The following is a 24,236-nucleotide window of genomic DNA, read 5'->3' as shown; positions in this document are numbered from 1 at the left end:
GGTGTTCACCACTCGCACTACCTGCATCTGCTGAACCCTAAATAACATTTCCATGACAGAAAGCCGGATATACCCCATGAAGCGTCGACTTCCGCAGATCTCCGAACTTCGCTCGCTGATGAAGTTTGAACCCATCAACTTGGACCGCCGTGCGGCTCGTCTGGCCAAAGCCGCCGATGTGTGGGACCTGCGCGCCATCGCCAAGCGCAGGACACCCACCGCGGCCTTTGACTACGTGGACGGTGCCGCGCAGCGCGAACTGACCTACACCCGGTCCCGTGCGGTCTTCGATTCCATCGAGCTGATCCCACGTATCCTGCACGGTACCGCCGACGCCGATTTATCCACCGTCATTGCCGGCGGTCCCTCGGCGCTGCCCTTTGGCATCGCGCCCACCGGTTTCACCCGATTTATGCATGCCGAAGGGGAAACCGGAGCAGTGCGCGCTGCAGCACGCGCAGGAATTCCTTTTTCGCTCTCCACGATGGGCACCCGATCGCTGGAGGAAGTGGCGGCTGCTGCTCCCGAATCCCGCCGCTGGTTCCAGCTGTACTTGTGGAAGGACCGGGAGAAGTCGCGCAAGCTGCTGGAGCGTGCCGCAGCACATGGCTACGACACCTTGCTGGTCACCGTCGATACTCCGGTGGCGGGTCAGCGCCTGCGCGATGCCCGCAACGGCATGGTGATCCCGCCGCGGCTGAACCTCAAAACCGTGCTTGATGCGTCCTACCGCCCGGAATGGTGGTTCAACTTCTTGAGTACCGACTCGTTGAAGTTCGCCTCACTGTCCAATACCAGCACCGATCTGCCGACGCTGATCAACTCGATGTTTGACCCCACACTTTCCTTTGCCGACCTGGAGTGGATTCGCTCCATCTGGGCCGGCAAGCTGTTCGTGAAGGGCGTGCTGACCGCCCAGGATGCTCGCAAATCGGTGGACGCGGGCGCCGATGGATTGGTGGTCTCCAACCATGGTGGCCGCCAGCTTGATCGTGCACCGATCTCCTATGAGGCGCTGGCCGATGTCCGAGCCGAGGTGGGAACGGACATCGAGATTATTCTGGATTCGGGGATCATGTCGGGTGCCGATATCGTTGCAGCACTCTGCGCCGGGGCTGATTTTGTCCTCATCGGACGCGCCTACCTATACGGGTTGATGGCAGGTGGAGAACAGGGCGTGGACCGAGTCATCGAACTATTGGCCAAGGAAATCCGCGTGACCATGCAGCTAATGGGTGCCGCGAAGATTGCTGACCTCGGTCCCGAACTGATTCGTCGCCGGGCGGGACGCGAATAAAGAGGAATAAGAGGCAGCGCGTATCGCCGGTAGACTGGTGCGTGTGCCTGCCGTAAAGATTCCCGCAACCATAGCCGCCGAAGTCGCGACGCCCGTGATGGGGCGAGCGTTGACCGCCGCCGTCTTCGCGCTCGTATCCATTTTCTGGCCCCACGCCAACAACCAGGTGCTTGCCTATTCGCTGGCCGCCTTCATGGTCATCAGCGCCAAGTTCATCTGGGACTACGCCTGCGCACCGAGCGCGCCGAAGCCGGTCCGTGGCCTCTATGCCATCGCAGCAGCCCTAATGCTGCTCGCCGGTCTGGTCATGGCGTTCCGTCCCGACATCACGGTGATAGTGATCGCTGCCTCCACCGCGTGGATCGTTGCCGGTGTGCTGGAGATCGTGGTTTATGCCAAGCATCGTGCTCAGTTCGTGCCTTTCAAGGACCAGCTGGTCACCGGCTTTGTGTCGTTGGGGGTCGGTGGTGCGCTGCTGCTAGGTATGGGCATGGATGCTCATGCACTGCTTGGTTTGGCCGGCGGTGGCGCGATCATCTTGACCGTGTTTGAGCTGATCTCGGCCTTTGGCCTCAGGCACGCAGCCAAAGAACCCACACCCGGGCTTTGGAGCTAGACTAGACGATGAATCAAAAACCTGTAGGAGGGCCTTCCATGGGCAATACCCCAGCCGAGCAATCGAAGTCTTGGAAGCAGAGCATCAAGGCACCCCTATCCTTCTCGCTGGTCATGGCGATCATCGCTGGCGTTATCGCCACTATCGCCGGTACCGGCGGAACCGATAACCCGTGGCGTTTGGACATCGGACTGGTGGCCTTTGGCGTCACCTTTGTCGCCTGCCTGCTGGTGATCTCCGTGATGACGATGGCCGGCAAGGAAAATCCGGAGGACCTGGGCACCGGATCGGGCGTTAACAAGTCCTCGATCACTCCGGACTCCAAGCCGAAGAACCAGCACTAAGAAGACACTCGTCATTGATGCCGCCCGGGAAACCCTGGGCGGCATCAGTGTTTAAGAAGCGTTCTTCGTGGTGCGCATGGATTGCTTGATAACCTGAGTTGACCAGCCACAACAGGCGCGCGGCAGGGGCCGAACCCTCGGAAGTCTAGACAAGAGCGCGGGAGCAATTCATCAGCAACCAGATTAAAACGGTTTTTGAGAAGGCGTCAATCTTTGCGGTGATGAGCGCGTTTGTCATCTGTGTGATCGCTTTTGTTGCCCTGCCATTTGTTGCAGGCATCGGCCTAACGGTGTTGGTCTTCGGGCCGGAATCGATCATGGACGGTGCCCTGCCATGGATCCTGTACATCTGCGTTGGCACTCTCCTGGCCGTCATGCTCGCAGACTCGATCCTTGAACCACTCTTTGATCGTTATCTGCCCGGTCAACCGATCGCTGGAGAGGCACTTCAGTTTGTCATCGGAATTTGGGTCATCACCATGGGCTACCGGTTCTTCTTTACGGAGTATTTGCCGGCATTAAGCGCAGCAGTGATCTCGGCGCTGGGGCTGCTGGTGTTCATTCCTCTCATAAAGCGCTCGGAGAAGCGCTTTAAGCGCGCCGAAGGTGACAGTGAATGAATTTCCGCTCTCAACGCCGCTCCGCGGCTAGTTCTTCGGTTCCGGAGCCTGCGCTGAGGGCGGTTGGGGGAGCCGGAGCTTAGGCCACGGGTTCGGCGCTGTCTCGCCCGCCCCAACGGTCTAGGAACTCCTCGTGAGAGAGCTCCTCCAGATCCGAACGCACCATCACGACGAGGGATTCTGCTTCCTCGATGCTTCCAGCATCCAGGCGCAGTACCTCCGCCTTATTATCGAGCCGGTGCACCACGACGGATGCGCCCACGACCTCGGATCCGTCGCCGCCGAAGAAACCATCCACCAAGCCTGCTGCCCAGCGAACTGCGGCACGTACCGGACCTTCGTTGGATTTCTCCAAATCGGCCTCGTACTCGTCAGCGGCGTGCGATTGCGGTAGTTCTGCGCTGTTCACGGTTACTCCTTCGGTCGATAGGCCGAAGGCAACTTCGGCTCTGGCTCCAGTGTATGTTCACACTTCGAGTTTTTGCTGGGATTTTCGCTGTCGATATGCCCGGACGTGCTCACGATTGGCACAATTTCCGGTGTCGCAATAGCGTTTGGATCGATTTCGGGACAGGTCAAGCAGTACAGCTTCACAATCCGGTGCTGCGCACACGCGAAGGCGTGACAGCTCCGCGGAGCGAAGTACATCGACCAAGGCCATGGCAGCTTCGACAGCCATGCGCTCGCTTAATGGTGCCTCAGGAGTCGTGGCATGAATGTGGTAATTCCAGCCGTCGTGTTTGACCAGCTGTGGCATGGCCCGAGCATTACGCAGGATGTTGTTGACCTGTTCCACGGCCTCGGCCTCGGCGCATTGCCAGAGCCCGGCGAGCTGGCTACGTAGTTGACGCACCGAGCGTAGTTCCGCGGAATCGTGAGTACGCGAGCCGGTGAATTTCTGATCGGCGAGGAAATCGTCGAGATCCTTGAGCGTCGTCAGGTTGTCAGCTGAATCGCTCGCCGAATTAATCAGTGCCACGATCGAACCAAGAGACGTCTCTGTGTCAGGGGCAAAGATCATTATGACTCCTGTGCATGTGCGCGGATTGACGGAAGTGCGGTGGAACTCCTAGTGTCATGAGCATACATTCATTTACTCCTGACACGAGATTTGTCGCCACGCGATGACCAGGGTGTCGACGAGCGATATCCCTAGGGAGCGTGGCCGCGTGCCAAGAGAAGAAGTCTCCGCATCATCTGTAATGACCGGAGCAACCCCACGAGTGCAAGCCCGTCCGCGTATGGGCGGCGTAGGTATCGCCCTCTTCTCATCCGCTGTTTTCGGTCTCTCGGGGTCCTTCGCCAAATCGCTACTAGATTCGGGATGGAGTCCGGCCGCCGCGGTAACGCTCCGCATGACCGGTGCTGCGCTGGTGCTATTGGTTCCTACGCTCCTGGTGATGCGTGGGAAATGGTCACTGGTGGCCAGCAACTGGAAGTCCATCTTGCTCTTCGGCCTCTTTGGCGTAGGCGCCTGCCAATTCTTCTACTTCTTGGCGGTTGAACGCCTTGATGTGGGGGTAGCCCTGCTGCTTGAGTATCTGGCTCCCGTCATGATCGTGCTTTTCCTGTGGGTGCGGCATCGAAAAACACCAAAGTTCATGACCATTGGTGGCACACTGCTGGCGTTGGGTGGGCTGGTGGCGGTCCTAGACCTCACCGGAGAGGCGAAGGTGGATCCGATCGGCGTGCTCTGGGGAATTGGCGCGGCGGTGGGCCTGACGGTGTACTTCTTTGTCAGTGCGCGAGCCGATGGTGCCCTGCCACCGATCGCGCTTGCCACCGGAGGGTTATTCGTCGGCGCCGCGATGATGGGCCTGTTGGCCCTGATCGGCCTGCTGGAAATGAAGATAACGTTCGTTCCGGTTCGCTTGGCGAACTGGGAAACACAATGGTGGGTCGCCCTTGGCGGTTTGATCCTGTTTTCCACCGTCTTGGCGTACGTCAGCGGGATCATGGCCGCCCGAGCGTTGGGTTCGAAGCTTGCTTCGTTCATCTCGCTCACCGAAGTGCTTTTTGCTGTGCTGTGGGCATGGATGTTGTTAGGGCAATTGCCCGCGGGCATCCAGCTGCTCGGTGGGCTACTCATTGTTGGCGGAGTGTTGTTGGTGCGTGCCGATGAATTGCGAAGTCCCTAGCTGACGTGCTTCCTCGACCGCTGCTCGGCCTCGCAGAGCCCGCCCGAACCGGAGCCGGCCACCCCTGCTGGGGTGGCCGGCTCCGGCGCTGATGACTAGGTAGTTTCTATATTTTACTTGCGGCCAAAGCTGCGCAGCCGCAACGAGTTTGCCACCACCAGGACTGAACTGGCAGCCATGGCCGCGCCGGCAATCATCGGGTTGAGCAAGCCAAGAGCCGCAATGGGAATTCCCGCTGTGTTGTAGGCGAAGGCCCAAAACAGGTTCGTTTTGATGGTGCCCAACGTCTTACGAGAGAGCTCAATGGATTGGGCGACCTGCGTGAGGTCGTTCCCCATGATGGTTAGGTCCGCGGCCTCGATGGCCACATCCGTACCCGACCCCATCGCGATGCCCAGATCCGCTTGGGCCAGTGCCGATGCGTCGTTTACGCCGTCGCCGACCATCGCCACCACCTGGCCCTGCGCTTGCAACGTGCGTACGGCTAGGACCTTTCCCTCCGGGAAGACATCGGCAAAGACGTCTTCAGCTGCGATTCCGACCTGGGCCGCAACCCTTGTGGCCACCGCGGAATTGTCACCGGTGAGCAGAACCGGGCGCAATCCCAACTCCTTGAGCCGGGCAATCGCCGCCGCGGAGGTGGGTTTGATGGTGTCGGAGAGGTTGATAAGTCCTGCAAAGGTGCCATCGACCCCGACCATGATGGAGGTGGCTCCCGATTCTTGAGCTGTGCGCAGCAGAGCATGGTGCTCGTCGCCTAGGGCGACGCCGTTTTCCTCTAACCAGCTCATTCGACCGGCAACCACGGTGTGCACCCCAACGCTCGCTCGCACGCCGCCGCCGGGGGCCGACGTGAATTCGGTGGCCGCCACAAGTGGGGATTGACGAGCTGCCGCGGCGGTTATTGCGTGGGCGATGGGATGCTCGGATCCTGCTTCGGCGGCTCCGGCCAGTGCCAGTAGCGTGCGGGAGTCAACGTTGGCTGTCGGTTCTGTGGACATCACGGCAAGGTTGCCCTCGGTGATGGTGCCTGTTTTATCCAGCAACACCGTGTCAATCTTCCGAGTGTCTTCCAAGACCTGCGGACCGCGGATCAAGATGCCCAGCTGAGCGCCCCGCCCGGTGCCCACCAACAGTCCGATGGGCGTGGCCAGGCCGAGGGCGCAGGGGCAGGCGATGACCAATACCGCGACAGCAGCGGAAAACGCGGTGTTCAGATCTCCGCCGAACGCCAGCCAGAGGACAAAGGTGAGAAGCGCAATTCCCAGCACAATGGGAACGAAGATGGCCGAAATTCTGTCCGTCAGCCGTGCGATGGGAGCCTTGCCGGTTTGCGCCTCAGAAACGAGGCGCCCCATCTGGGCCAGCGTCGTGTCCCTGCCAACGCGGGTGGCACGCACCAGCAGTCGGCCCGAGGTGTTGATAGTGGCCCCAATGACTGTGTCATCGGGCCCGACTTCGACGGGAAGCGATTCGCCGGTAACCAGCGCGGTGTCAACGGCCGACTGCCCGGTGACCACAAATCCATCGGTGGCGATCTTTTCACCCGGACGCACGACAAACTCATCTCCGGGGATCAGTTCGGCGGCGGGAATCCTCGTTTCGACTCCATTGCGCAGCACCACTGCTTCCTTCGCGCCAAGATCCAGCAACGATTTCAGTGCATCCCCGGCCCTCGACTTGGCCCGTGCCTCCAGATAGCGACCGAGTAAGAGGAAGGTTGCCACCACTCCGGCGGTCTCGAAGTAGAGCTGGTGATCGCTCATCTTCATGCCGGTGTGAGCAGTCATCATCGGATCGATGACCAATTGTGCCAGGGAGAAAAGGTAGGCCGCGAGTACCCCAAGAGAGATCAAGGTGTCCATGGTGGAGGCCAAGTGCCTGGCATTAATGGCCGCTGCCCGGTGGAAAGGCCATGCGGACCAAAGCGCCACGGGGGTGGCTAGGGCGAGCGCTACCCAACCCCAATGCGGGAACTGTGCACCAGGGACCATGGAGATGTCGAACAGCGGGACGGTGAAGACGGCGGCGACGATCAGACGCTTTTTGAGATCGTTCCCCGCGGGTTCCTCAGCGTGGTTCATGCCATGGGCCACGGGCGTACCGGACGTAGTTCCCGACCCAGCTTCCGCGGCCGCTCCAGTGGCTACCGCTGCAACCGCTTCGGTGACGGCGAATGGGTCAACTTTCACGCTAGCTTGGTAACCCGCGGCGGCAACCGTTGCAATGATTTGCTCCGTGCTCACCGATTCAGGGACGGTGACCTTGGCCGATTCCAGCGGCAGATTAACCAGGGCCTCAACGCCGTCGATCTTGCCGAGTTTCCGTTCCACCCGGCCAACACACGATGCGCAGGTCATGCCCTGAATGTCTAATTCGATGATGCGCTGGTTGGTGGGGAAGGTGACCTCGTTGCTCATGATTCCATTCCTGTGTGATCGTTTGTTGGCCGAGCGGGGGAGTGGTGCTCCCCGACGGATCCGCGATGCTGCTTAGGCGCTAGCGGAAACTAGGGTGTAGCCGGCTTCCTGAACCGCTTGGGCCAGGGTTTCTTCTTCTACCGGAGCAATGGTGGTGATCTCTGCGGTGGATGTGCCGCCGGCAGAGAGGAAGACCTCGACCTCGGTGACGCCAGTGATTTCCCGCAGTTCCTCGGTGACGGAGGCAACGCAGTGCCCGCAGGTCATGCCGTCAATTTTCAGGGTGATGTGGTTCTGGGTCACGGTGTCCTCCGGTCGCATGGTGATGGTGAGTCCTTCATTTGAGTTGCTTGAGTTGCTTGAGTTGCTTCCGCAACCGCAGCCGCCGCAACCGCAGCTAGATTCTTCGCTCATGGTTTCTCCTTGGTGGTGGTGCGTCGTGTTCTAAAGGTGGAAGGGAGCTCAGCGCAGAAGTCGCCCAATAGCGGTGGTGACCTCTGCGACCTTCTCGTCCACGTAGGATTTGTCATCGGTTTGAATGCTTTTCTCTGCAGCATTCACAACGCAGTGGGAAATGTGCTCCTCAACTAGCCCCAGGCTCACCTTGTGCAGGGCGGCATTGATGGCAGAAATTTGCGTGAGGATGTCGATGCAGTACTTGTCCTCGCTGACCATCTTGTTGACGCCGCGAACTTGACCTTCAATGCGGCTGAGCCGCTTCAGCAGTGCTTCTTTATTCGCGGTATATCCGTGCCCGACGTGCTTGTCGAGTGCTGGGGCAGTGTTTTCCATGCCTTTAACAATACCCCCGGTGGGTATATTGTCAAGTACCCCCATGGGGTATGCGATTTGTTGGGGGTTGATAGTTTTGGTTCATGCAGATCAACGAGAACCAGCCCTTTGTCCCAGTCATTTTGGGCGGTGACATCGGCGCCTACTCGTTGGCGCGGGAGTTTCACGAACAGTACGACGTCCATTCGGTCTTGGTCCCCTCGGTACTCACCGGAATCACTGAGCACTCACAAATCCTGCTGCCACGTCCCTTTGAGCAGCAGGACGACGCTGCCGCCTTCGCAGCTTTCGTCGCGAATTTGGGCCGCGAGTTCGGCGGCTCCAATGGGACCAAACGACCATTGTTACTGCTCGGTGCTGCCGACCAGCACATTCGATTCATCGCCACCCACGCCGATGAACTGTCCGAATGGTTCACCATCCCCTATGTAGGGAATGCGGAACTGGACAGGGCCACGGAAAAGGATGCCTTCTATCAGCTATGCCGGGAACTCGGCGTCAGCTACCCGGCCACAGTGGTGCACGACTGCGCAAACGGCTCGGTTGATGGGGCAAAAATCGAGGCGGAACTAGCGGCCGAGGGCGTTCCTTTTCCAGCCATTGTGAAGCCTTCGGATGGAGTGGCCTGGGGGCAGCTGAAATTCGCCGGCAAGAAAAAAGTCCACACCGTTGCATCCCTTGCTGAGCTTACCGAGCTCATCAGCAAAGCCACCCTTGCGGGCTATGCAGGCACCCTCATCGTTCAGGACCTGATCCCCGGTGGGGATAGCGGCATGCATCTGGCCACGTTCTTCAGCGATCGCGAAGGCAAGGTTCGTTTCGTTTCGTGCGGGCGCGTCATCGTGGAAGAGCACGCCCCGGGTGCGCTGGGGAACTCGGCTGCCATCGTTGCCCAGCCGAACGATGTCGCCGTTGTTGAGGGAATCCGCATGCTTGAGGAACTGGGTTGGACCGGCTTCTCCATGTTCGACATGAAGCTTGATCCGCGCGACGGCACGTACAAGTTCTTCGAATTGAATCCGCGGTTGGGCCGCAACCACTTCTACGTCACCGCCGCCGGTCACAACGTCACGCGCTTCTATGTTGAGGAGTACCTTCGCGGTGGGCTCACCGGTGGGGACGAACTGCAGGTGGCCACCAATCGCCACCTCTATAACATCCTGCCCTTGCGACTCTTGCGCCGCTATGTGCCACGCGACATGAAGGCCGGTGTTGATGAGCTCATATCGACCAAGCAATACAGCCACCCCCTCTACTACAAAAAGGAAACCAACCCACGGCGTTGGTTCTACATCCTTGTCAGCACGCTGAATCACTTCCGAAAGTTCAAACGGCACCACCCGGCATCCTAGAGTTCTTCTCTCAACTCGGCGTAGAGTGAGTGCACTTTAGGTCTTGGTGGTTCAAGGGAGAAAAACATGGGTGACTACAAGTTGTACTCGGATGCGGAACGCGCCACCTATCTGGCGCCTTCCTGCGAACTTTGCGGCCAGCATCGGCACGTCGTCTGGGAAGACAAGGGTGAAGGCCAGGCGCATTGGGCGCCGAGGGATGCAGGCTGCGCCAACGAGGCCTGCACGGCAAAATAGCAGCGGCAGGCAAAACCAACATTTTATCCACGAGAGTGTGCCGCCAAGAACCTGTGTCTCGGCGGCACACTCTCATGCTGCGTTTGGGCCTTCTTTAGGCTCCTGGCGTGGCTTCCATGTCCATCCATCCGACTTCCCATTCGTGTCCGTCTGGGTCAAGGAACGCTACCGAATACATGCCCGGGAACTCCTCGGCGGCCTCGCGGTAGATGGTGCCTCCGTGGGCGAGGGCTAGGCGGGCAAACTCGTCGACTTCCTCGCGGGTCTCCCCGCTGATGGCGTTGAGGACCTCACGCGGTCCTGCTCCGTAGGTTGCTTTGTCCCCGTTACGCAAGAACGAGGAGTAGAACTCCTCGGAAAGCACCATGACCCAGATGGTTTCGGTGATCATCCAGGCGGTGGCTACTTCGTTGGAGAAATCTGTGTTCTTTTCGAATCCTAAACCGGCATAAAAAGCATCCGATGCCGCGAGATCCTTGGTGGGTAGATTAACGAAAATCATGCGGGCCATGGGGCCGCTCCTTTTCTTGGGGAACCATGAATGGACGGGACGTCTCCGGCACCAATGATCCGCGTTCGCCAGTGGCAAGGCAAGAGAAAATTCATACGCAATGGAGTGGGTCAGGTCGTGAAAATGATGTCGGGCAGATCCCGGGTACTGAGCTGTGCGAATCCCCGCGGGGTTCTTTTGCCGCGAAATCTCCCCTAAGCTTGGGCCTAAATCGTGAAGGGGATCACGTCGAGAGTTGTATTGCTGCTCTCACTCGATGTCTCCACACCACGGAAGGCCAATGATGTCTCTGATCACTCCTGCCGCCATGGCGCTGCAGCGCCATGCTTTGGCCGCACATGAGACTCTTGGAGGCGGACCCGATAATCATGTGGCGTGGCAATTACGCGATGTTGTCCGTGAATCATGGATGCGTTCCCTTGAGTACAAAGAGATAGCAGCCTCCAACGCTCATACGGTACTGAGTGATGACGCCTTGCATGAGTTACGTAGCGCCTCACCGTTGAGGTTGGTGTTGCCGGTCTTTGATCGTTTACTTCTTGATACGACTCGCGATGCGGGCCTTCTTCTGGCCATCGGCGATCCGACGGGCCGACTTCTGTGGGTGAAGGGTGAGAGTCAAGTTTTGCGAGCGGCCGAAGCAATGGCTTTTGTGCCTGGATCGGACTGGTCAGAACGGGCCGTTGGGACCTCTGCGCCGGGAACAGCACTGGTCACCGGTCGGGGAGTTCAAGTTTCGGGTGCCGAACACTTTGATTCCATTGCCCATCACTGGAGTTGCTCTGCGGTTCCCATTCGCTCTCCTGATAGTGGCGAGCTGTTGGGGGTGGTTGACCTGACCGGTGGAGAAGCAGCGGTGGGTGGCTATTCCCTCGCGCTCCTCAAAGCAGCGGTCGCCGCAGCAGAATCTGAATTGCGATGGCACGAGGACCATCTCGAGGTGCCGCGGAAAACGTTCGTGGGTGTGAGTGGGGACAAGCGAGTCCCGACTCCTTCCTCAACGCCAATTCTGGCCGTGACGACTGGAGTCGGAGCGGAACTCCGGCGCGGCGAGGCGACCCTGGAGTTGGGCACCCGGCATGCCGAGTTGCTTGTTTTGCTTTCGTGGCATCCGCGTGGGCTGACAGGCGAGGAGCTCGTCGAGTTATTGCATATCAATCCTGACGCCGCCGATTTGGGGACCCTGCGGGCGGAATTCGTTCGTTTGCGGAAGGCCATGGCGGATTTTGACCCGAGGATTGTGCCGCTCTCGCGACCGTATCGCCTGCCGCAGCCGCTGCTTTGTGATGCCCGCGAGGTTTTACGGGCCATTGAAAGCGGGCAGCTGGACGTCGCACTGGATCATTATGCGGGGCCGGTCCTCGTTCGCTCGATGGCACCGGGCATTGAATCGATCCGTGAGCAAGTTTTTGCCGCTCTCCGTCAGGCTATGTTGCAGGACGGTAATGATGCGCAGCTGTTGCGTTTCATGGAGCTGCCCGAGGTGCAAGGTGATGAGGAAGTCCTCACCACCACCTTGCAGGTGCTTCCGGCCAAGTCGCCACATCGCGCACTAATCGTCGCGGCCTTGGAAGGCCTTTGACTCCCGTGTTAGTCGGTGAATAGTGGTGGGATAAACCCCACCGTCCGCAACTCCGGATGCCACCACAAATTACGTTCCGGATCACCACGCGGCTGACCCGCCCGAGCAACCACATACGGAATCCCGTCGATCATCCTCAGCGTGATCAACCCCGCATGAATCTGCAAATGATGATAACCACACGTCAAGGCCCCATTATCAACACTTGTCACCCCGCCATCTAGCCAAGACTTCACATGATGAGCCTCGGTGGTGGACGCCGGACGATGACACCCCGGGATGCAACACCCTCGATCACGTATCGCTAGGGCTTTGCGCTGGGCCGGGGAGAATCCGCGCACCTCACGACCCAAATCCAGAATCTCACCCTTACTGCCCAGCACCGCGGGCAAAATCCCAGCATCGCAGGCCAGTCGGCGAATATTCGCCGCCGAAATGACCCGGCCGTGCCCGGTGATGCCCGCAGTTTCGCACTGGCCCAGGAGTGATTGATAGTCGATGAGCACCCCGACCCTGACCGGTAGACCACCGGATTCACTCAGGGCGGTACCGGTGAGCGATCCGTTGATCGAGGCAATGATGCCATCGAGTAAGAGTTGCGGGGTAGTGCGTGTATCCACCAAACCCAGCATCTCACCGGCGCTGGTGTTGGTGTAGTTGGTGTTATCTGTGCCGTTGCTGGTCGGTACCCCATCGACCCACGAACTTAGCGGCACCTGATCCGGGGCCGTCCCCGGGGCAATCGCCCACGCCGGAGCCGGAATCCCGGCAGGTGCCACGGGGCGGGTCACGGGCTTGCGAGCGGTTTCGTGGGCGTTGGCGTCAAGATTTCCGGCGCCGGCGGTGTGTGGTCCGGCGGTGGAAGCAGAAACCGGTGGGACTTTGTTCGAGCGTGGGTTGGACCAGGCTTCACCAAACGACTCAATCGATTCGGCATCGATCGGGTCACACCTCAGCAGATACTCAGCGAAGCCTTCGCGCACGCCGCGGTAGAACATGCCCCGCTTGGCCCGAATCTCTTCATCGGTCATCGGTGCCCCGTTCGTTTCCAAATAGGCACCCCAATCGCTCAGGGCCTTGTGCGCGTTTCGAGGTTCGGCGGTGCGCGCCTCGTGGGCCAGGGATTCTTCGATGGCGGTGTTCAGCTGCGAAGCGTCTTCGCGTTGATGGATACGCGGCTGCATGCCTTCCAGCCGTCCGGCCAGTTGGGCGAGGTTGCCAACATCCGCGGTTCCATCGGCGGCTGCCTGCGCCAGCACCGGAAAGAGTGGAGGAGCCAGGATCGACTCCGTACCCACGGTGCCATCGGTGCTGGAGGGGTCATTGGCTGGTCCCGGGAGCGCGGTAGCAAGTCCGGGTGTTGGGGCGGGGGCGACCAACAGGCGTGCACCGGTGAGTCGGCGGCGGGCCTCGGAAGCGGAGATGTGGAGGTGGGCTTGGAGGTAGGCGGCGGTATTGCGGTGCTGAGCCATCCCCGTGCACATCCGCTCCGGCGGTACGTCGGTGGTGCCATCGGCGAGGGCTTGTGGGGTGGCGGCGAGGGCATCAAGATGAGCGGCGGTCTCGGGGTCTAGGCGGTAGATCTGGTTGACCTCGGCGTGGAAGGTGGCGTGGAGTTGGCCGTAGGCGATGGTGCGTTGGGTGTTCTCGAGCAGGCCCAGGAGTAGGGCGCTGGAGGCCGCGTCGGGGTTCAGGGTGGTGAGTTCTTCCAGGGTCGAGCGCGCGTGAAGGAGGACCGCGGCCAGGTTCCTGACCGTGGTACTGATGCGTGCTTGCCTCCCTGAGGCGCTGGGTGCGGCGGAAGAATTCATGGACCCAGTCTGCGCCGCAGAACACACCACGCACGGCCGAGGAAGTGGTATGTGGGGAGAAGCAGCGGAGTGCAGCCGGAGGTCGGGATCAACCGGTGCGGGGAAGTGAAGCGGTGCGCAAATCGACGTGTGCGCAACCTAGCGCCGATGATGCAACGTTGCCGCAACGTGAGTGTGAGTAGGCTCACATCCAAGAGCAGTGTTACCACCGATAACAAGGAGTCATCATGACGGTCTACGCCAACCCGAACACCGAAGGATCCCTGGTCAACTTCAAGTCCCGCTACGAGCACTTCATTGGCGGGCAGTGGGTGGCGCCGGTCAAGGGGCAGTACTTCGAGAACATCACCCCAGTCACCGGCAAGGGCTTCTGCGAGGTAGGCCGCGGTACGGCCGAGGACATTGAAGCGGCCCTGGATGCGGCAGAAGCCGCGGCCGGACCGTGGGGCAAGAGCAGCCCGGCGTCTCGCGCCGTGATCCTGAACAAGATCGCTGACCGCATGGAAGAGAATCTGGAAATGCTGGCCGTCGCCGAAAGCTGGGACAACGGCAAGGCGGTGCGCGAGACCATCAACGCCGACATGCCGCTGGCCATCGACCACTTCCGCTACTTCGCCGGCTGCATCCGCTCCCAAGAAGGCAGCCTCTCGCAGCTGGATGAGAACACCACCGCGTATCACTTCCACGAACCACTGGGCGTCGTCGGACAAATCATCCCCTGGAACTTCCCGATCCTGATGGCCGTCTGGAAGCTGGCACCGGCGCTGGCAGCCGGCAACGCCATCGTGCTCAAGCCCGCGGAACAGACCCCGGTCTCGATCCTGGTGCTCATGGAGCTGATCGGCGATCTGTTGCCGGCCGGCGTGCTGAACGTCGTCAACGGATTTGGTGTTGAATGCGGTAAGCCGTTGGCCTCGAACAAGCGCATCCGCAAGATCGCCTTCACCGGAGAGACCACCACCGGCCGACTCATCATGCAGTACGCCTCCGAAAACCTCATCCCCGTAACCCTGGAGCTCGGTGGCAAGTCGCCGAACATCTTCTTCGAGGACATCGCCGACAAGGACGACGCGTTCTACGACAAGGCCAAGGAAGGCTTCACGATGTTCGCGCTGAATCAGGGCGAGGTCTGCACCTGCCCGTCGCGCGCCCTGATCCAGGAGTCGATCTACGACACGTTTATGCCCGAGGTCATCAAGCGCACCGAGGCCATCAAGCAGGGCAACCCGCTGGATACCGAGACCATGATGGGTGCCCAGGCCTCCAACGATCAGTTGGAGAAGATCCTCTCCTACCTGGACATTGGTAAGGCCGAGGGAGCCAAGGTGCTCACCGGTGGCGGACGCGCGGAACTTGGCGGGGATTTGGAGGGTGGCTACTACGTGCAGCCGACCATCTTCGAGGGCCACAACAAGATGCGCATCTTCCAGGAGGAGATCTTCGGCCCCGTCGTCTCGGTGGCGAAGTTCTCCGGCTACGACGAGGCGATCGAGATCGCCAACGACACGCTCTACGGACTGGGCTCGGGGGTGTGGAGCCGCAACGGCAACACCGCCTACCGTGCGGGCCGCGACATCCAGGCCGGGCGCGTCTGGGTCAACCAGTACCACGCCTACCCCGCGCACTCGGCGTTCGGCGGCTACAAGTCCTCGGGCATCGGACGCGAAAACCACAAGATGATGCTTGATCACTACCAGCAGACCAAGAACCTGCTCGTCTCCTACTCGGAAGACAAGCTCGGCTTCTTCTAAAGAGCAGCACCGCACCCGTGGGTGAGAGGTTCAACCTGAACGTCTCACCCACGGCTGCGCGGTAGTCCACCAACCTGCTTCACCATTTTTCCCCCGAGCCCCACCTTTCTTCGGTGGCGCGGATGTAGCGGCCAGGGCAAGCACATCTTCAAGCCCACCGCTGCCTGCGCGCCACCGGCCAAATCAAGGAGCACCAGATGAACACCATGCGAGCAGCCATTGTTAACACCTTCGGCGAAGAACTTGAAATAGGAACAGCGCCGATCCCGGAGCCAGGTCCGGGCCAGGCACTGGTCAAGGTCATCGCTTCCGGCGTATGCCACACCGACCTGCATGCCGCTCACGGCGACTGGCCGGTTAAGCCGAACCTCCCACTGATCCCCGGCCATGAGGGCGTGGGCAACGTGGTGAAAATCGGTGAGGGAGTCACCGAGGTCAAGGTGGGGGATTTAGTGGGTAACGCCTGGCTGGCCAGTGCCTGCGGAAACTGCGAATTTTGCCGCACCGGCTGGGAAACTCTCTGCGAGTCCCAGCAGAATGGCGGCTATTCGATGAACGGATCCTTCGGCGAATACATGCTGGTCGACGCGAAATTTGCCGCTCACATCCCGGAAGGATCCGACCCGTATGAGATTGCCCCGGTGCTTTGCGCCGGCGTGACGGTCTACAAGGGATTGAAGCAGACCGAGGTCAGGCCCGGGCAATGGGTTGTCATCTCCGGTATTGGCGGCCTGGGCCACATCGCCGTGCAGTACGCGGTAGCGATGGGCATGCGCGTGATCGCGGTGGATGTCGCCGAGGAGAAGCTGGCACTGGCCAGCAGCCACGGTGCCGAAATTACCGTCAACGCCTTCGCACAGGATCCGGCGGAGGCCATTCAGGCCGCCGTGGGTGGTGCTCACGGTGTCTTGGTGACGGCCGTACACCCGGCGGCCTTCGGTCAGGCCATCTCGATGACCCGGCGCGGGGGAACCATCGTGTTCAACGGTCTGCCCCCGGGAGAATTCCCCGCACCGATCTTCGACATCGTGCTCAAGGGTCTAACGATCCGCGGCTCGATCGTCGGCACGCGCCAAGACATGATCGAGGCGTTGGAGTTCTATGCGGCGGGCAAGATCAAGCCGACCTTCCACACCCGTCCGCTGGAGGACATGAACGCGGTGCTCGATGAGATGATTCACGCGAAGATCGACGGTCGGGTGGTCATCGACTACGTCGGACAAGCGTAGGAGACTTGGCTTAGCACCGGCCACGAAAAAACAACAGGTCTGCATCTGGGTCCGGCACCACCGTCATGGAACGGTGCCGGGCTTCGGTGTTTTATCAGCAAGTTTCGCGATTGGGTTCTCACGAGGGAGTGCGTCATGGAAACAGCCATTGAGTCAGCTGCAGCGATCGCTGGGGAAGATTTTTCCCGGGTAGCGATGACCGAGGAGGCCGCGGAGCTGCTGCGTTTGCTGTGGCAGAGGCACGGGCCGCTGATGTTCCACCAGTCCGGGGGTTGCTGCGACGGGTCCTCACCGATGTGCTTCCCGGATGGTGACTTTAAGACCGGGGATTCGGATATTTTGCTGGGCGTCTTCACGCTGCCCGATGCCGACGGCGGGCCGCTGGGCACCCTGGATTTCTGGATGAGCCGCGAACAATTCGAGTACTGGAAGCACACCAAGCTGACCATCGATGTGGTGCCGGGGCGTGGGTCCGGTTTCTCCGTGGAGGCCCCGGAAGGCAAGCGTTTCTTGATCCGCAGCGAGATCATTGAGTTCCCGACCGAGTGATGGCTCAACACCATCCCGGGCGGGGCCGCAGCGACTAGACGTAAGGACCGCCGGGATCGGGGGAATCGGGCACGGAACTGCGACCCTCGCCGATGAGGCTCACTCCGTCGCGTTTTCGCAGGCGTGCGGCCCGGTACTCGTGTGCCGTCAAGACCCAGGCCCATACGGTCAGTGCGACGAGCAGCAGCATGATGAACCACAATGAAGCCAGCAGATTTTCGCCGTCGTTCACCCAAGCGATGCCGGCCAGCACCAAGAGGAAACCGAGGATCGCGGTCATCAGGATGGCGAGGAACAGCAATCCGCCCGGCTTCCACAGTGGATGGGTTCTGGTGCCGACCGACGAGGCGTATTTTTTGTATTCATCCAGCGACATACCATTGCGGGCGGCCGCACGTTGAGTGGAGGTGCGAGCGAACTCATTGCGCTGGGCGCTGGTGGGTTTCTCGTCGGGGTTTCCGCGGTGTCTGGCATCGGTCATACCCCAAATCTACTCGGTTCCGTGACCGAAGCACGGTATTTGTTTTTGTCACAAGTAGGCAGTCGAACCGGGCTTTCTGGTGAAATGGTTCCATGAGCAATGAGACGCTGACACACCTTCCCTGGCCCTTCGAATTTGAGATGCCCTTGCGCTGGTCGGATCAGGATGTCCTGGGACATGTGAACAATGCGCGGATCATCACGCTCATCGAAGAGGCGCGGATACGTTGGACCCGTGGCTTTGAACCCGCTGGGCGCTTCAAGTTCGGAACGGTAGTTGCGACACTGACCATAAATTACCTGCGTCCGGTGCACTACCAGCCCGAATTCCGCATCCAGATGGCGGTAACACGCATTGGTACGAAGTCGTTCACCGTGCGCCACGTGGGTATCCAGAATGAAGCCGCAACCTTTGATTGCACGACGGTGATGGTGGCGTTGGCGGAGGACGGGGTGTCCTCACGCGCGCTGAATGACACCGAGCGTGCCTGGCTTGAAGCCGCATTGATGAGCGCCCCGGTGTAGATTTCTACTCCAGATCCACGCCGAGGATGCGGTCATCTTCTGGACTCGGCGTCCCGCGACCATCGGTGTTGTTGGTCAGGAACCACAACTCCCCGTTTGGGGCTAGGGTGACATCGCGAATGCGGCCGTACTGCCCGGCGTAATGGTCGGTGAACGTGGTGGGGTCATTGACCGGCACCGTGCGTAGCACCGAGCCGCGCAGGTTGGCGATGAACAGCGTCCCATCCACGTGGGTCATGCCGCTGGGACTGGCCGTATCGGGGGTCCACTGCTGCACCGGGTTCGTGAATCCCTCGGCCTCCTGAATGCCCTCGACCGTTGGCCACCCGTAGTTGGCGCCGGGGGTGATGATGTTCAGCTCGTCCCAGGTGTTTTGGCCGAACTCGGTGGCAAACATCGTCCCGTCCTTGGCCCACGCGAGTCCCTGCGGGTTGCGGTGCCCATAGCTGTAGACCATCGAACCGTCGAACGGATTGTCATTGGGGGCGCTGCCATCTGGGGTCATTCGCAGGATCTTGCCGGCCAAGGACTCCACGTCCTGGGCCTGGCTGGCTTGTCCGGCATCACCCACGGTGGCATAGAGCATCCCGTCCGGGCCAAAGGCCAGGCGACCTCCGTCGTGGTAGCTCGCCGAGGGGATTCCATCAAGAATCGTCTCGGCATCACCCAGCGCCAGGGCGCCGCGCTCGCCGGTGATATCAAAGCGTTGGATTCGGTTTTCCTCGGCACCCGTCGAGTAGACATACAGCCGTCCTTGCTCATCAACCGCTAGGCCCAGCAGGCCGCCCTCGCCAGAACCGGCCACCCCGGGAACTGTCCCGATGGCACGCGAGCTGCCGTCCTCGGCCAGTTCAAGGATGCGAGCACTGTCGCGTTCGCTGACCAAAGCTGTGCCGTCACGGAATACCACCGACCAGGGCGCCTCTAGGTCGCTGGAGACTACCCGTGGCGTGCCTGTGGGTGTCGCGGCCCCGGCCGATCCCGATCCCGTTCCCGACGCCGACGTGGAGGGTGACGAGGGCGGCGTTGAGGTCTCGGCCGATGAGGTGAGCGGGGGCGAGGGCTGGGCCGGAGGCGTTGGGATACAAGAGGTCAGCAGGACGCTGATCCCGGCTCCGGCGGCCAGCAGCGATGCTGTTCGTAGTTTCTTCAAGGTTTTCTCCTGACGATTCCGGGTTCTTGCGATGGTCCTAGAGTGGTCGATGTTCCCGACTTAGTCGAGACGAGAGATCGTGATGTCACTGCCCTCAAGAAGTTTCAATTCTTCGGCCGTGGCGTCATAGGTTCCAAGGTGGATGGTTTGCTCCGAATAGCCGATGCCCGCGGTGTTGTAGTAGAAACCGAGGTTTCCCCACGGCTTGAAGTAGATTAAGTCACCGTCCACGGGGTCCGAACCCGGGGAACCTTCGGTCGCGAGTTCCCGCGGCAAATCGGCGAGCTTCTCCCGCCCCGCGAATTCCTCGACAGGTACGGTGAGCGGGAGCATCGAGAGGAAGTCCTTGGCGGTGGGGTTATCCGGTGTGATGGTGACATCAATGGACGTTTGCCCCGAGGTGAAGCGCACGACGGGTAACTGTTCGGTACCTGTTTCCGAGGCTGTTGATTCGGGCGCTGTCGGGCTCGTCGCGGAGCTGGAGCCTGGCGCCGTGCCAGTTGCCGGGGTCGAGGGAATGTCGGCCCCGGTCTGAGCGCAACCGGTGAGGGCCAGCAAGAGCCCCAGGGCTCCGGCAGTGATGTGATTTCTAGACATTCGTCGAGTCTCCTGGACTCTGGTCGGTGGTATTCGATGTGGGGTGCGGCGGGTCTTGTGCGGCTGACTCGTTTGCCGGGGGCCTAACGAGCAGAAGGGAAAGCGTAACGACGAGCCATGAGAGCGATGGTCAGGGCCGCTGCTGCCAAGGTGACCATCAGGACGGGCAGGATTGCACCGTCGGCGGCGCTGATCAAAACGGCACCCACGATGCCCGCGCAGAAGATGGCGACGTTGAATGCGACACCGAGCAGGGAATTGGCGATATCCGCGTTCTCTCCGCTGGCGGCACTGATGGCACTCTGCAATTGCGGCGCCGCCCCACCGAAAGCGATGCCCCACAGGGCAAGAGCCACCAGCACGGCAACAAGTGATTGGCTTCCGGCGATGAAGATGAGACCAGCGACCAAGAAGAGGGAGAGGCTGGCCAGGATAAGTGGCCTCGGTGCCCGGTCAATGAGGGCACCGGTAATCCAGATGCCCATCAGGGCGGACACACCGAACACCACCAGTGCCACATCCACCGTGATGGCGAGATTCGTCGTGCGCAGATAGGCGGCGATGTAGGTGTAGAGGGTGTTATGCGCCAGCATCCACGCGAAGATGACCACGAGGATCACCGATACCCCGGGGATGGCGAACACGCGCACCATGGGGGTTTGGGATTCGGCGCGCTGGCCCGGTGCATCGGGAACGATTGCCAGTGCGAGCAGGCCCGTGAGAACCGTCAGCACGGACAGCGCCCAGAAGGAGAAGCGCCAGTCGAAGGTGGTGCCCAGCCATGACCCGAGGGGCGTGCCCACGGCCAGGCCGAGTGGGGTGCCGATCGAGGCAATGGCCAGGGCCCGTCCGGCGAACTTCGGAGCGGAAATGCGGCGTGCGTAACCGGCCATCATGCCCCACGCCAGTCCGGAAAAGGCTCCGGCGGCGAACCTGGCCGACAAGGAAAGTGCGATGTCCGCTGAGGCTGCCGCGACGATGTTTGTCACCAGGAAGCCGGCGATGGCTACGAGGAAAACGGGCTTGCGTCGCATCCCGCGGGTCAGTGCGATGGCGGGGATCGTGAGAACTACCGTGCCCAGCGCGTAGGCGCTGACCATTTGACCCGCGGTGGCCTCGGCGATGCCCAGCCCGCTGGCGATCTGCGGCAGCAGACCCGCCGGCATGGTTTCGGTGGCAATCAGGATGAACCCCATGAGTGCCATGACGAGCAGTGCTGGCACGGGCAGCCGGTCCTCTGGAACTGGCGGGAACACGGTTGTGGACGGTAGCGCTTCGGCAAGTTTTGTCGCTCCCGCGCCGATTCTGGGAGTGGCACCGTCGCTTTCGGCGCGGCTCGAGATGGGTTCTTTGGTCAAGGTTGTTCTCCCTGCTTGCTGTGGCGGCTAGCGCCACCGGCACGTGGGTTGCTGGCTTTCTCATCTCCATCAAACAGCAGGTTCGCCCGCTGCGGGAGTCCGCGTGGGGAGGGGTACCAACAGTGCCCCCTTCGCCGACAAAGTGACGTGGAATGGATCGAGAATTGGTTGGGCGCCGACTCGTTGACCGCGGGAAGGAGTCTCTGACGATGGTGGTACCGAGAGGGACTCCCACCGAGCGCTGGTCTCGTCTACCGTGGGAGCATGGACAATCGATCGGAAGTCAGCGAATTTCTCTCCTCGCGCCGAGCCAACGTCACTCCCGAACAGGTTGGCCTCCCCACCGGCACCAACCGGAGGGTCAAGGGACTGCGCCGAAACGAAGTCGCCACCCTGGCCGGTGTCAGCATCGAGTACTACACCCGCATCGAACGCGGCTCCATCAGTGGTGTCTCACCCGAAATCCTCGATGCTCTCGCCAAGGCGTTGCGGCTTGACGAAGCCGAACGAGCCCATCTCTTTGACCTCGCCCACGCGGCCAGCCCCGTGGCTAGGCCTCCGCGTCGACGGAATCCCAAAACCTGGGCGGCGCACCAATCCCTGCAGTGGGTGCTGGACGCCATCACTGCGGGACCGGCATTTGTGCGCAATGGACGCATGGACATCCTCGCCGTCAACCCGCTGGCCCGTGCCTTCTACAAGGACGTTTATGACATGCCCGGGCAGCCGCCGAACATTGCCCGACACGCCTTCCTCGACGCTCGGGCCCGCGATTTCTACCCCGACTGGGAACTCTTTGCTGAAATCAACGTCGCCATTCTGCGCACCGAGGCATCACGCGATCCGCACAACAAGGATCTCCACGATCTCATTGGTGAACTGAGCACCCGTTCGGCGGACTTTCGGCGCCTGTGGAGCGCCCACAACGTCCGCCACCACGGGGCCGGTTCCAAGACCTTCCACCACCCGATCGTTGGTGAAATCACGTTGGCGTATGAAGGTCTGGAAATGGCGGCTGAGCCCGGACTGACCCTCACCATCTACGCCGCCGAACCTGGCACCGGCTCCGAACAGGCGTTGCGGCTGCTCGCTTCCTGGGCAGCTACCGAATACGCCGCGCACATCACCGACCCCACCACCAAGAAATCCGCCGACCACTAGACGATCGTGCCCGCGTATCGCACCGAATTCTCGTTAGCGGCGGATGCCCAGGAATTTTCGGGCCATTCGATGCCTTTGAGGCATATAACCACTGGAATTGCGATGATCTACCCCCGTCGGTGTTTAGCCCAGGTGTCCGGCCATGCGCTGGCGCATGGCGGCGCTTGCCTCGTTGAGGCCCACGATCTGAACCAGTTTGCCGGCGGCCTCATACTTGGCGGTGATGGCTTCAAGCGCAGCCAGCGTGGAAACGTCCCAGAGGTGCGAGGCGTGCATGTCGATGACCACGTGCGCCGGGTCCAGTGCGTACTGGAACTGGGTGTAGAGGTCGTTGGACGAGGCAAAAAAGAGCTCGCCGTTGACCGTGTAGGTGGCGGTTTCGCCCGCCGCATCCACGGTACGTGTCACCGTGACAAAGTGCGCCACTCGGCGGGCGAAGAGCACCATCGCGCTGAGCACGCCGGCGCCCACCCCGACGGCCAAGTTGTGTGAGAACACCGTGGCCAGCACCGTGATGATCATGACGGCGGTTTCGCTCTTGGGCATGCGCCGCAGCGTGCTGGGCCGGATCGAGTGCCAGTCGAAGGTCGCCCAGGAAACGAAGATCATCACCGCCACGAGTGCGGCCATCGGGATCAGCGCCACCACGTCACCAAAGACGACCACCAACACCAGCAAAAAGACTCCGGCCAGGAAGGTGGAGATGCGCGTTCGCGCTCCGGAGACCTTCACGTTGATCATGGTCTGGCCGATCATGGCACAGCCACCCATACCGCCAAATAAGCCGGTGACCAGGTTGGCCACCCCTTGACCCCAAGCCTCCCGGGTTTTACTCGAGCGGGTGTCCGTCACATCGTCCACCAGCTTGGCCGTCATCAGAGATTCGAGCAGGCCCACGAAGGCCACGGCAAGTGCATAGGGGGCGATGACCTTGAGGGTCTCGAAGGTCAGTGGGATCTGCGGGAAAAATAGCTCGGGCAGGCTGGTGGGTAGGGCGCCCTTGTCGCCCACGGTGGGAACGGTGATGGCTCCGAGTACCGTGATGAGCGTGAGCATCACGATGGCCACCAATGGGGCGGGGACCCTGGTGGTGAGCTTCGGCAGGCCGAAGATGATCAGCAGCGCAAGTGCCAACAGGGGATAAACCATCCAGGGCACATTGATGAGTTCCTGAAGTTGCGCTATAAACACCAGAATCGATAGGGCGTTCACAAACCCGACCATGACCTGTCGGGGGATAAAGCGCATCAATTTGGCCACGCCCAGCACCGCCAAGAGGATCTGGAAGACTCCGGCCAGCAGGATTGCGGCCACCAAATAATTCACCCCGTGACTAGCCACCAGGGGTGCGATGACCAGGGCCACGGCACCGGTGGCTGCAGAGATCATCGCCGGGCGGCCACCCACAAACGCGATGGTCACGGCCATGGTGAAAGCCGAGAACAGTCCCACGCGCGGGTCAACTCCCGCGATGACGGAGAACGCGATTGCTTCCGGGATCAGTGCCAGTGCCACCACCAGTCCGCCGAGGATCTCGATGCCCAGACGCTTGGGGGAGCGTAGGGTGCGTCGGATCGATTGGCGTTCATCCGGTGAGGGGATGGCCGCGGAGGCGGGCAAGGAGGGCATGAACATGGTCCGTTCGAAAAGGCAGGTGCGGTGGATCGGCTAATCCCGAAGGACACGTGGCGTTCGAAGAACTGATAGACCGTG

Annotated in this window: 25 protein-coding genes; 13 read left to right on the top strand and 12 right to left on the bottom strand. The window is 60.9% G+C overall.

Features of this window, described 5'->3' with window-relative positions:
• Window positions 1-76 precede the first annotated feature (76 nt).
• From HED64_RS04945 to HED64_RS04930, 4 genes are all read left to right on the top strand, one after another.
• Window positions 77-1,297 (top strand): alpha-hydroxy acid oxidase, encoded by a 1,221-nt coding sequence (locus HED64_RS04945; RefSeq protein ID WP_168150933.1) that lies wholly within the window; start codon window positions 77-79, stop codon window positions 1,295-1,297.
• Window positions 1,298-1,340: 43 nt separating this feature from the next.
• Complete coding sequence (locus HED64_RS04940; RefSeq protein ID WP_168150932.1) at window positions 1,341-1,913, top strand: DUF308 domain-containing protein; 573 nt, start codon at window positions 1,341-1,343, stop codon at window positions 1,911-1,913.
• Window positions 1,914-1,951: 38 nt separating this feature from the next.
• The gene (locus HED64_RS04935; protein WP_168150931.1) at window positions 1,952-2,257 is read left to right on the top strand and encodes a hypothetical protein; all 306 of its coding nucleotides are present in this window, start codon (window positions 1,952-1,954) and stop codon (window positions 2,255-2,257) included.
• A 218-nt stretch (window positions 2,258-2,475) separates the two neighbouring features.
• Window positions 2,476-2,877, top strand: a complete 402-nt coding sequence (locus HED64_RS04930) for a hypothetical protein (protein WP_168150930.1) — start codon at window positions 2,476-2,478, stop codon at window positions 2,875-2,877.
• 79 nt (window positions 2,878-2,956) lie between these two features.
• Here HED64_RS04930 and HED64_RS04925 read toward each other — a convergent pair whose 3' ends face one another.
• Window positions 2,957-3,286, bottom strand: a complete 330-nt coding sequence (locus HED64_RS04925; protein ID WP_168150929.1) for a hypothetical protein — start codon at window positions 3,284-3,286, stop codon at window positions 2,957-2,959.
• Between the two features lie 57 nt (window positions 3,287-3,343).
• Entirely contained in the window at window positions 3,344-3,898 is a 555-nt protein-coding gene (locus tag HED64_RS04920) for a CGNR zinc finger domain-containing protein (protein WP_168150928.1), read from the bottom strand.
• A 181-nt stretch (window positions 3,899-4,079) separates the two neighbouring features.
• On the opposite strand from HED64_RS04920, the gene HED64_RS04915 reads away from it, so the two are divergent.
• Window positions 4,080-5,015 (top strand): EamA family transporter, encoded by a 936-nt coding sequence (locus HED64_RS04915; protein ID WP_168151145.1) that lies wholly within the window; start codon window positions 4,080-4,082, stop codon window positions 5,013-5,015.
• Window positions 5,016-5,128: 113 nt separating this feature from the next.
• On the opposite strand, the gene HED64_RS04910 is transcribed toward HED64_RS04915, so the two are convergent.
• The 3 genes from HED64_RS04910 to HED64_RS04900 form a co-directional block, all read right to left on the bottom strand.
• Complete coding sequence (locus HED64_RS04910; RefSeq protein WP_168150927.1) at window positions 5,129-7,435, bottom strand: heavy metal translocating P-type ATPase; 2,307 nt, start codon at window positions 7,433-7,435, stop codon at window positions 5,129-5,131.
• A gap of 72 nt (window positions 7,436-7,507) precedes the next feature.
• On the bottom strand, window positions 7,508-7,849 hold the full coding sequence (locus HED64_RS04905; protein ID WP_168150926.1) for a heavy-metal-associated domain-containing protein: 342 nt from the start codon (window positions 7,847-7,849) through the stop codon (window positions 7,508-7,510).
• Window positions 7,850-7,897: 48 nt separating this feature from the next.
• A complete protein-coding gene (locus tag HED64_RS04900; protein ID WP_168150925.1) occupies window positions 7,898-8,227 on the bottom strand; it encodes a metal-sensitive transcriptional regulator in 330 nt (109 codons plus the stop codon).
• Window positions 8,228-8,310: 83 nt separating this feature from the next.
• On the opposite strand from HED64_RS04900, the gene HED64_RS04895 reads away from it, so the two are divergent.
• Both HED64_RS04895 and HED64_RS04890 read left to right on the top strand, forming a co-directional pair.
• Complete coding sequence (locus HED64_RS04895; protein WP_168150924.1) at window positions 8,311-9,579, top strand: carboxylate--amine ligase; 1,269 nt, start codon at window positions 8,311-8,313, stop codon at window positions 9,577-9,579.
• A 66-nt stretch (window positions 9,580-9,645) separates the two neighbouring features.
• Entirely contained in the window at window positions 9,646-9,816 is a 171-nt protein-coding gene (locus HED64_RS04890; RefSeq protein WP_168150923.1) for a hypothetical protein, read from the top strand.
• A 94-nt stretch (window positions 9,817-9,910) separates the two neighbouring features.
• On the opposite strand, the gene HED64_RS04885 is transcribed toward HED64_RS04890, so the two are convergent.
• Window positions 9,911-10,327: a VOC family protein gene (locus HED64_RS04885; protein WP_168150922.1), complete on the bottom strand. Its 417-nt coding sequence runs from the start codon at window positions 10,325-10,327 to the stop codon at window positions 9,911-9,913.
• A 280-nt stretch (window positions 10,328-10,607) separates the two neighbouring features.
• Between HED64_RS04885 and HED64_RS04880 the strand changes: the two genes are divergently transcribed.
• Window positions 10,608-11,909 (top strand): GAF domain-containing protein, encoded by a 1,302-nt coding sequence (locus HED64_RS04880; RefSeq protein WP_168150921.1) that lies wholly within the window; start codon window positions 10,608-10,610, stop codon window positions 11,907-11,909.
• A gap of 8 nt (window positions 11,910-11,917) precedes the next feature.
• Here HED64_RS04880 and HED64_RS04875 read toward each other — a convergent pair whose 3' ends face one another.
• Window positions 11,918-13,720, bottom strand: coding sequence for an HNH endonuclease signature motif containing protein (locus HED64_RS04875; RefSeq protein ID WP_168150920.1), 1,803 nt, complete (start codon window positions 13,718-13,720; stop codon window positions 11,918-11,920).
• 227 nt (window positions 13,721-13,947) lie between these two features.
• On the opposite strand from HED64_RS04875, the gene exaC reads away from it, so the two are divergent.
• The 3 genes from exaC (at window position 13,948) to HED64_RS04860 (ending at window position 17,249) form a co-directional block, all read left to right on the top strand.
• Window positions 13,948-15,471: an acetaldehyde dehydrogenase ExaC gene (exaC, locus tag HED64_RS04870; protein WP_132360549.1), complete on the top strand. Its 1,524-nt coding sequence runs from the start codon at window positions 13,948-13,950 to the stop codon at window positions 15,469-15,471.
• 197 nt (window positions 15,472-15,668) lie between these two features.
• Window positions 15,669-16,700 carry an alcohol dehydrogenase AdhP gene (gene adhP / locus HED64_RS04865; RefSeq protein ID WP_168150919.1) on the top strand — a complete coding sequence of 344 codons (1,032 nt, stop codon included), beginning with the start codon at window positions 15,669-15,671 and terminating at the stop codon, window positions 16,698-16,700.
• A 135-nt stretch (window positions 16,701-16,835) separates the two neighbouring features.
• Window positions 16,836-17,249 carry a DUF779 domain-containing protein gene (locus HED64_RS04860; protein WP_168150918.1) on the top strand — a complete coding sequence of 138 codons (414 nt, stop codon included), beginning with the start codon at window positions 16,836-16,838 and terminating at the stop codon, window positions 17,247-17,249.
• 34 nt (window positions 17,250-17,283) lie between these two features.
• On the opposite strand, the gene HED64_RS04855 is transcribed toward HED64_RS04860, so the two are convergent.
• Window positions 17,284-17,730: a hypothetical protein gene (locus HED64_RS04855; RefSeq protein ID WP_168150917.1), complete on the bottom strand. Its 447-nt coding sequence runs from the start codon at window positions 17,728-17,730 to the stop codon at window positions 17,284-17,286.
• A 92-nt stretch (window positions 17,731-17,822) separates the two neighbouring features.
• On the opposite strand from HED64_RS04855, the gene HED64_RS04850 reads away from it, so the two are divergent.
• Window positions 17,823-18,254 carry an acyl-CoA thioesterase gene (locus tag HED64_RS04850; protein ID WP_168150916.1) on the top strand — a complete coding sequence of 144 codons (432 nt, stop codon included), beginning with the start codon at window positions 17,823-17,825 and terminating at the stop codon, window positions 18,252-18,254.
• Window positions 18,255-18,258: 4 nt separating this feature from the next.
• Here the strand turns inward: HED64_RS04850 and HED64_RS04845 are convergent, their stop codons facing one another.
• The 3 genes from HED64_RS04845 to HED64_RS04835 form a co-directional block, all read right to left on the bottom strand.
• Window positions 18,259-19,407, bottom strand: a complete 1,149-nt coding sequence (locus HED64_RS04845; RefSeq protein WP_245325627.1) for a PQQ-dependent sugar dehydrogenase — start codon at window positions 19,405-19,407, stop codon at window positions 18,259-18,261.
• A 60-nt stretch (window positions 19,408-19,467) separates the two neighbouring features.
• Entirely contained in the window at window positions 19,468-20,004 is a 537-nt protein-coding gene (locus tag HED64_RS04840) for a cyclophilin-like fold protein (RefSeq protein ID WP_168150915.1), read from the bottom strand.
• 83 nt (window positions 20,005-20,087) lie between these two features.
• Window positions 20,088-21,362, bottom strand: a complete 1,275-nt coding sequence (locus tag HED64_RS04835; RefSeq protein WP_245325626.1) for an MFS transporter — start codon at window positions 21,360-21,362, stop codon at window positions 20,088-20,090.
• A gap of 264 nt (window positions 21,363-21,626) precedes the next feature.
• Between HED64_RS04835 and HED64_RS04830 the strand changes: the two genes are divergently transcribed.
• The gene (locus HED64_RS04830; RefSeq protein WP_168150914.1) at window positions 21,627-22,523 is read left to right on the top strand and encodes a helix-turn-helix transcriptional regulator; all 897 of its coding nucleotides are present in this window, start codon (window positions 21,627-21,629) and stop codon (window positions 22,521-22,523) included.
• A 123-nt stretch (window positions 22,524-22,646) separates the two neighbouring features.
• On the opposite strand, the gene HED64_RS04825 is transcribed toward HED64_RS04830, so the two are convergent.
• Window positions 22,647-24,152, bottom strand: a complete 1,506-nt coding sequence (locus tag HED64_RS04825) for a SulP family inorganic anion transporter (protein WP_168150913.1) — start codon at window positions 24,150-24,152, stop codon at window positions 22,647-22,649.
• Window positions 24,153-24,236 lie beyond the last annotated feature (84 nt).

Origin of the sequence: Paeniglutamicibacter terrestris, assembly GCF_012271785.1 — a bacterium.
GTDB lineage: Bacteria > Actinomycetota > Actinomycetes > Actinomycetales > Micrococcaceae > Paeniglutamicibacter > Paeniglutamicibacter terrestris.
Note: the sequence above shows the minus strand (reverse complement) of the source record. Positions and strands in the feature narration are given on the sequence as shown.

Coding starts and splice junctions, on each gene's coding strand:
- HED64_RS04945 (WP_168150933.1), top strand. CDS start 77: ATGAAGCGTCGACTTCCGCAGATCTCCGAACTTCGCTCGCTGATGAAG.
- HED64_RS04935 (WP_168150931.1), top strand. CDS start 1,952: ATGGGCAATACCCCAGCCGAGCAATCGAAGTCTTGGAAGCAGAGCATC.
- HED64_RS04920 (WP_168150928.1), bottom strand. CDS start 3,898: ATGATCTTTGCCCCTGACACAGAGACGTCTCTTGGTTCGATCGTGGCA.
- HED64_RS04915 (WP_168151145.1), top strand. CDS start 4,080: ATGACCGGAGCAACCCCACGAGTGCAAGCCCGTCCGCGTATGGGCGGC.
- HED64_RS04910 (WP_168150927.1), bottom strand. CDS start 7,435: ATGAGCAACGAGGTCACCTTCCCCACCAACCAGCGCATCATCGAATTA.
- HED64_RS04905 (WP_168150926.1), bottom strand. CDS start 7,849: ATGAGCGAAGAATCTAGCTGCGGTTGCGGCGGCTGCGGTTGCGGAAGC.
- HED64_RS04900 (WP_168150925.1), bottom strand. CDS start 8,227: ATGGAAAACACTGCCCCAGCACTCGACAAGCACGTCGGGCACGGATAT.
- HED64_RS04895 (WP_168150924.1), top strand. CDS start 8,311: ATGCAGATCAACGAGAACCAGCCCTTTGTCCCAGTCATTTTGGGCGGT.
- HED64_RS04890 (WP_168150923.1), top strand. CDS start 9,646: ATGGGTGACTACAAGTTGTACTCGGATGCGGAACGCGCCACCTATCTG.
- HED64_RS04885 (WP_168150922.1), bottom strand. CDS start 10,327: ATGGCCCGCATGATTTTCGTTAATCTACCCACCAAGGATCTCGCGGCA.
- HED64_RS04880 (WP_168150921.1), top strand. CDS start 10,608: ATGATGTCTCTGATCACTCCTGCCGCCATGGCGCTGCAGCGCCATGCT.
- HED64_RS04875 (WP_168150920.1), bottom strand. CDS start 13,720: ATGAATTCTTCCGCCGCACCCAGCGCCTCAGGGAGGCAAGCACGCATC.
- exaC (WP_132360549.1), top strand. CDS start 13,948: ATGACGGTCTACGCCAACCCGAACACCGAAGGATCCCTGGTCAACTTC.
- adhP (WP_168150919.1), top strand. CDS start 15,669: ATGAACACCATGCGAGCAGCCATTGTTAACACCTTCGGCGAAGAACTT.
- HED64_RS04860 (WP_168150918.1), top strand. CDS start 16,836: ATGGAAACAGCCATTGAGTCAGCTGCAGCGATCGCTGGGGAAGATTTT.
- HED64_RS04855 (WP_168150917.1), bottom strand. CDS start 17,730: ATGACCGATGCCAGACACCGCGGAAACCCCGACGAGAAACCCACCAGC.
- HED64_RS04850 (WP_168150916.1), top strand. CDS start 17,823: ATGAGCAATGAGACGCTGACACACCTTCCCTGGCCCTTCGAATTTGAG.
- HED64_RS04840 (WP_168150915.1), bottom strand. CDS start 20,004: ATGTCTAGAAATCACATCACTGCCGGAGCCCTGGGGCTCTTGCTGGCC.
- HED64_RS04830 (WP_168150914.1), top strand. CDS start 21,627: ATGGACAATCGATCGGAAGTCAGCGAATTTCTCTCCTCGCGCCGAGCC.
- HED64_RS04825 (WP_168150913.1), bottom strand. CDS start 24,152: ATGCCCTCCTTGCCCGCCTCCGCGGCCATCCCCTCACCGGATGAACGC.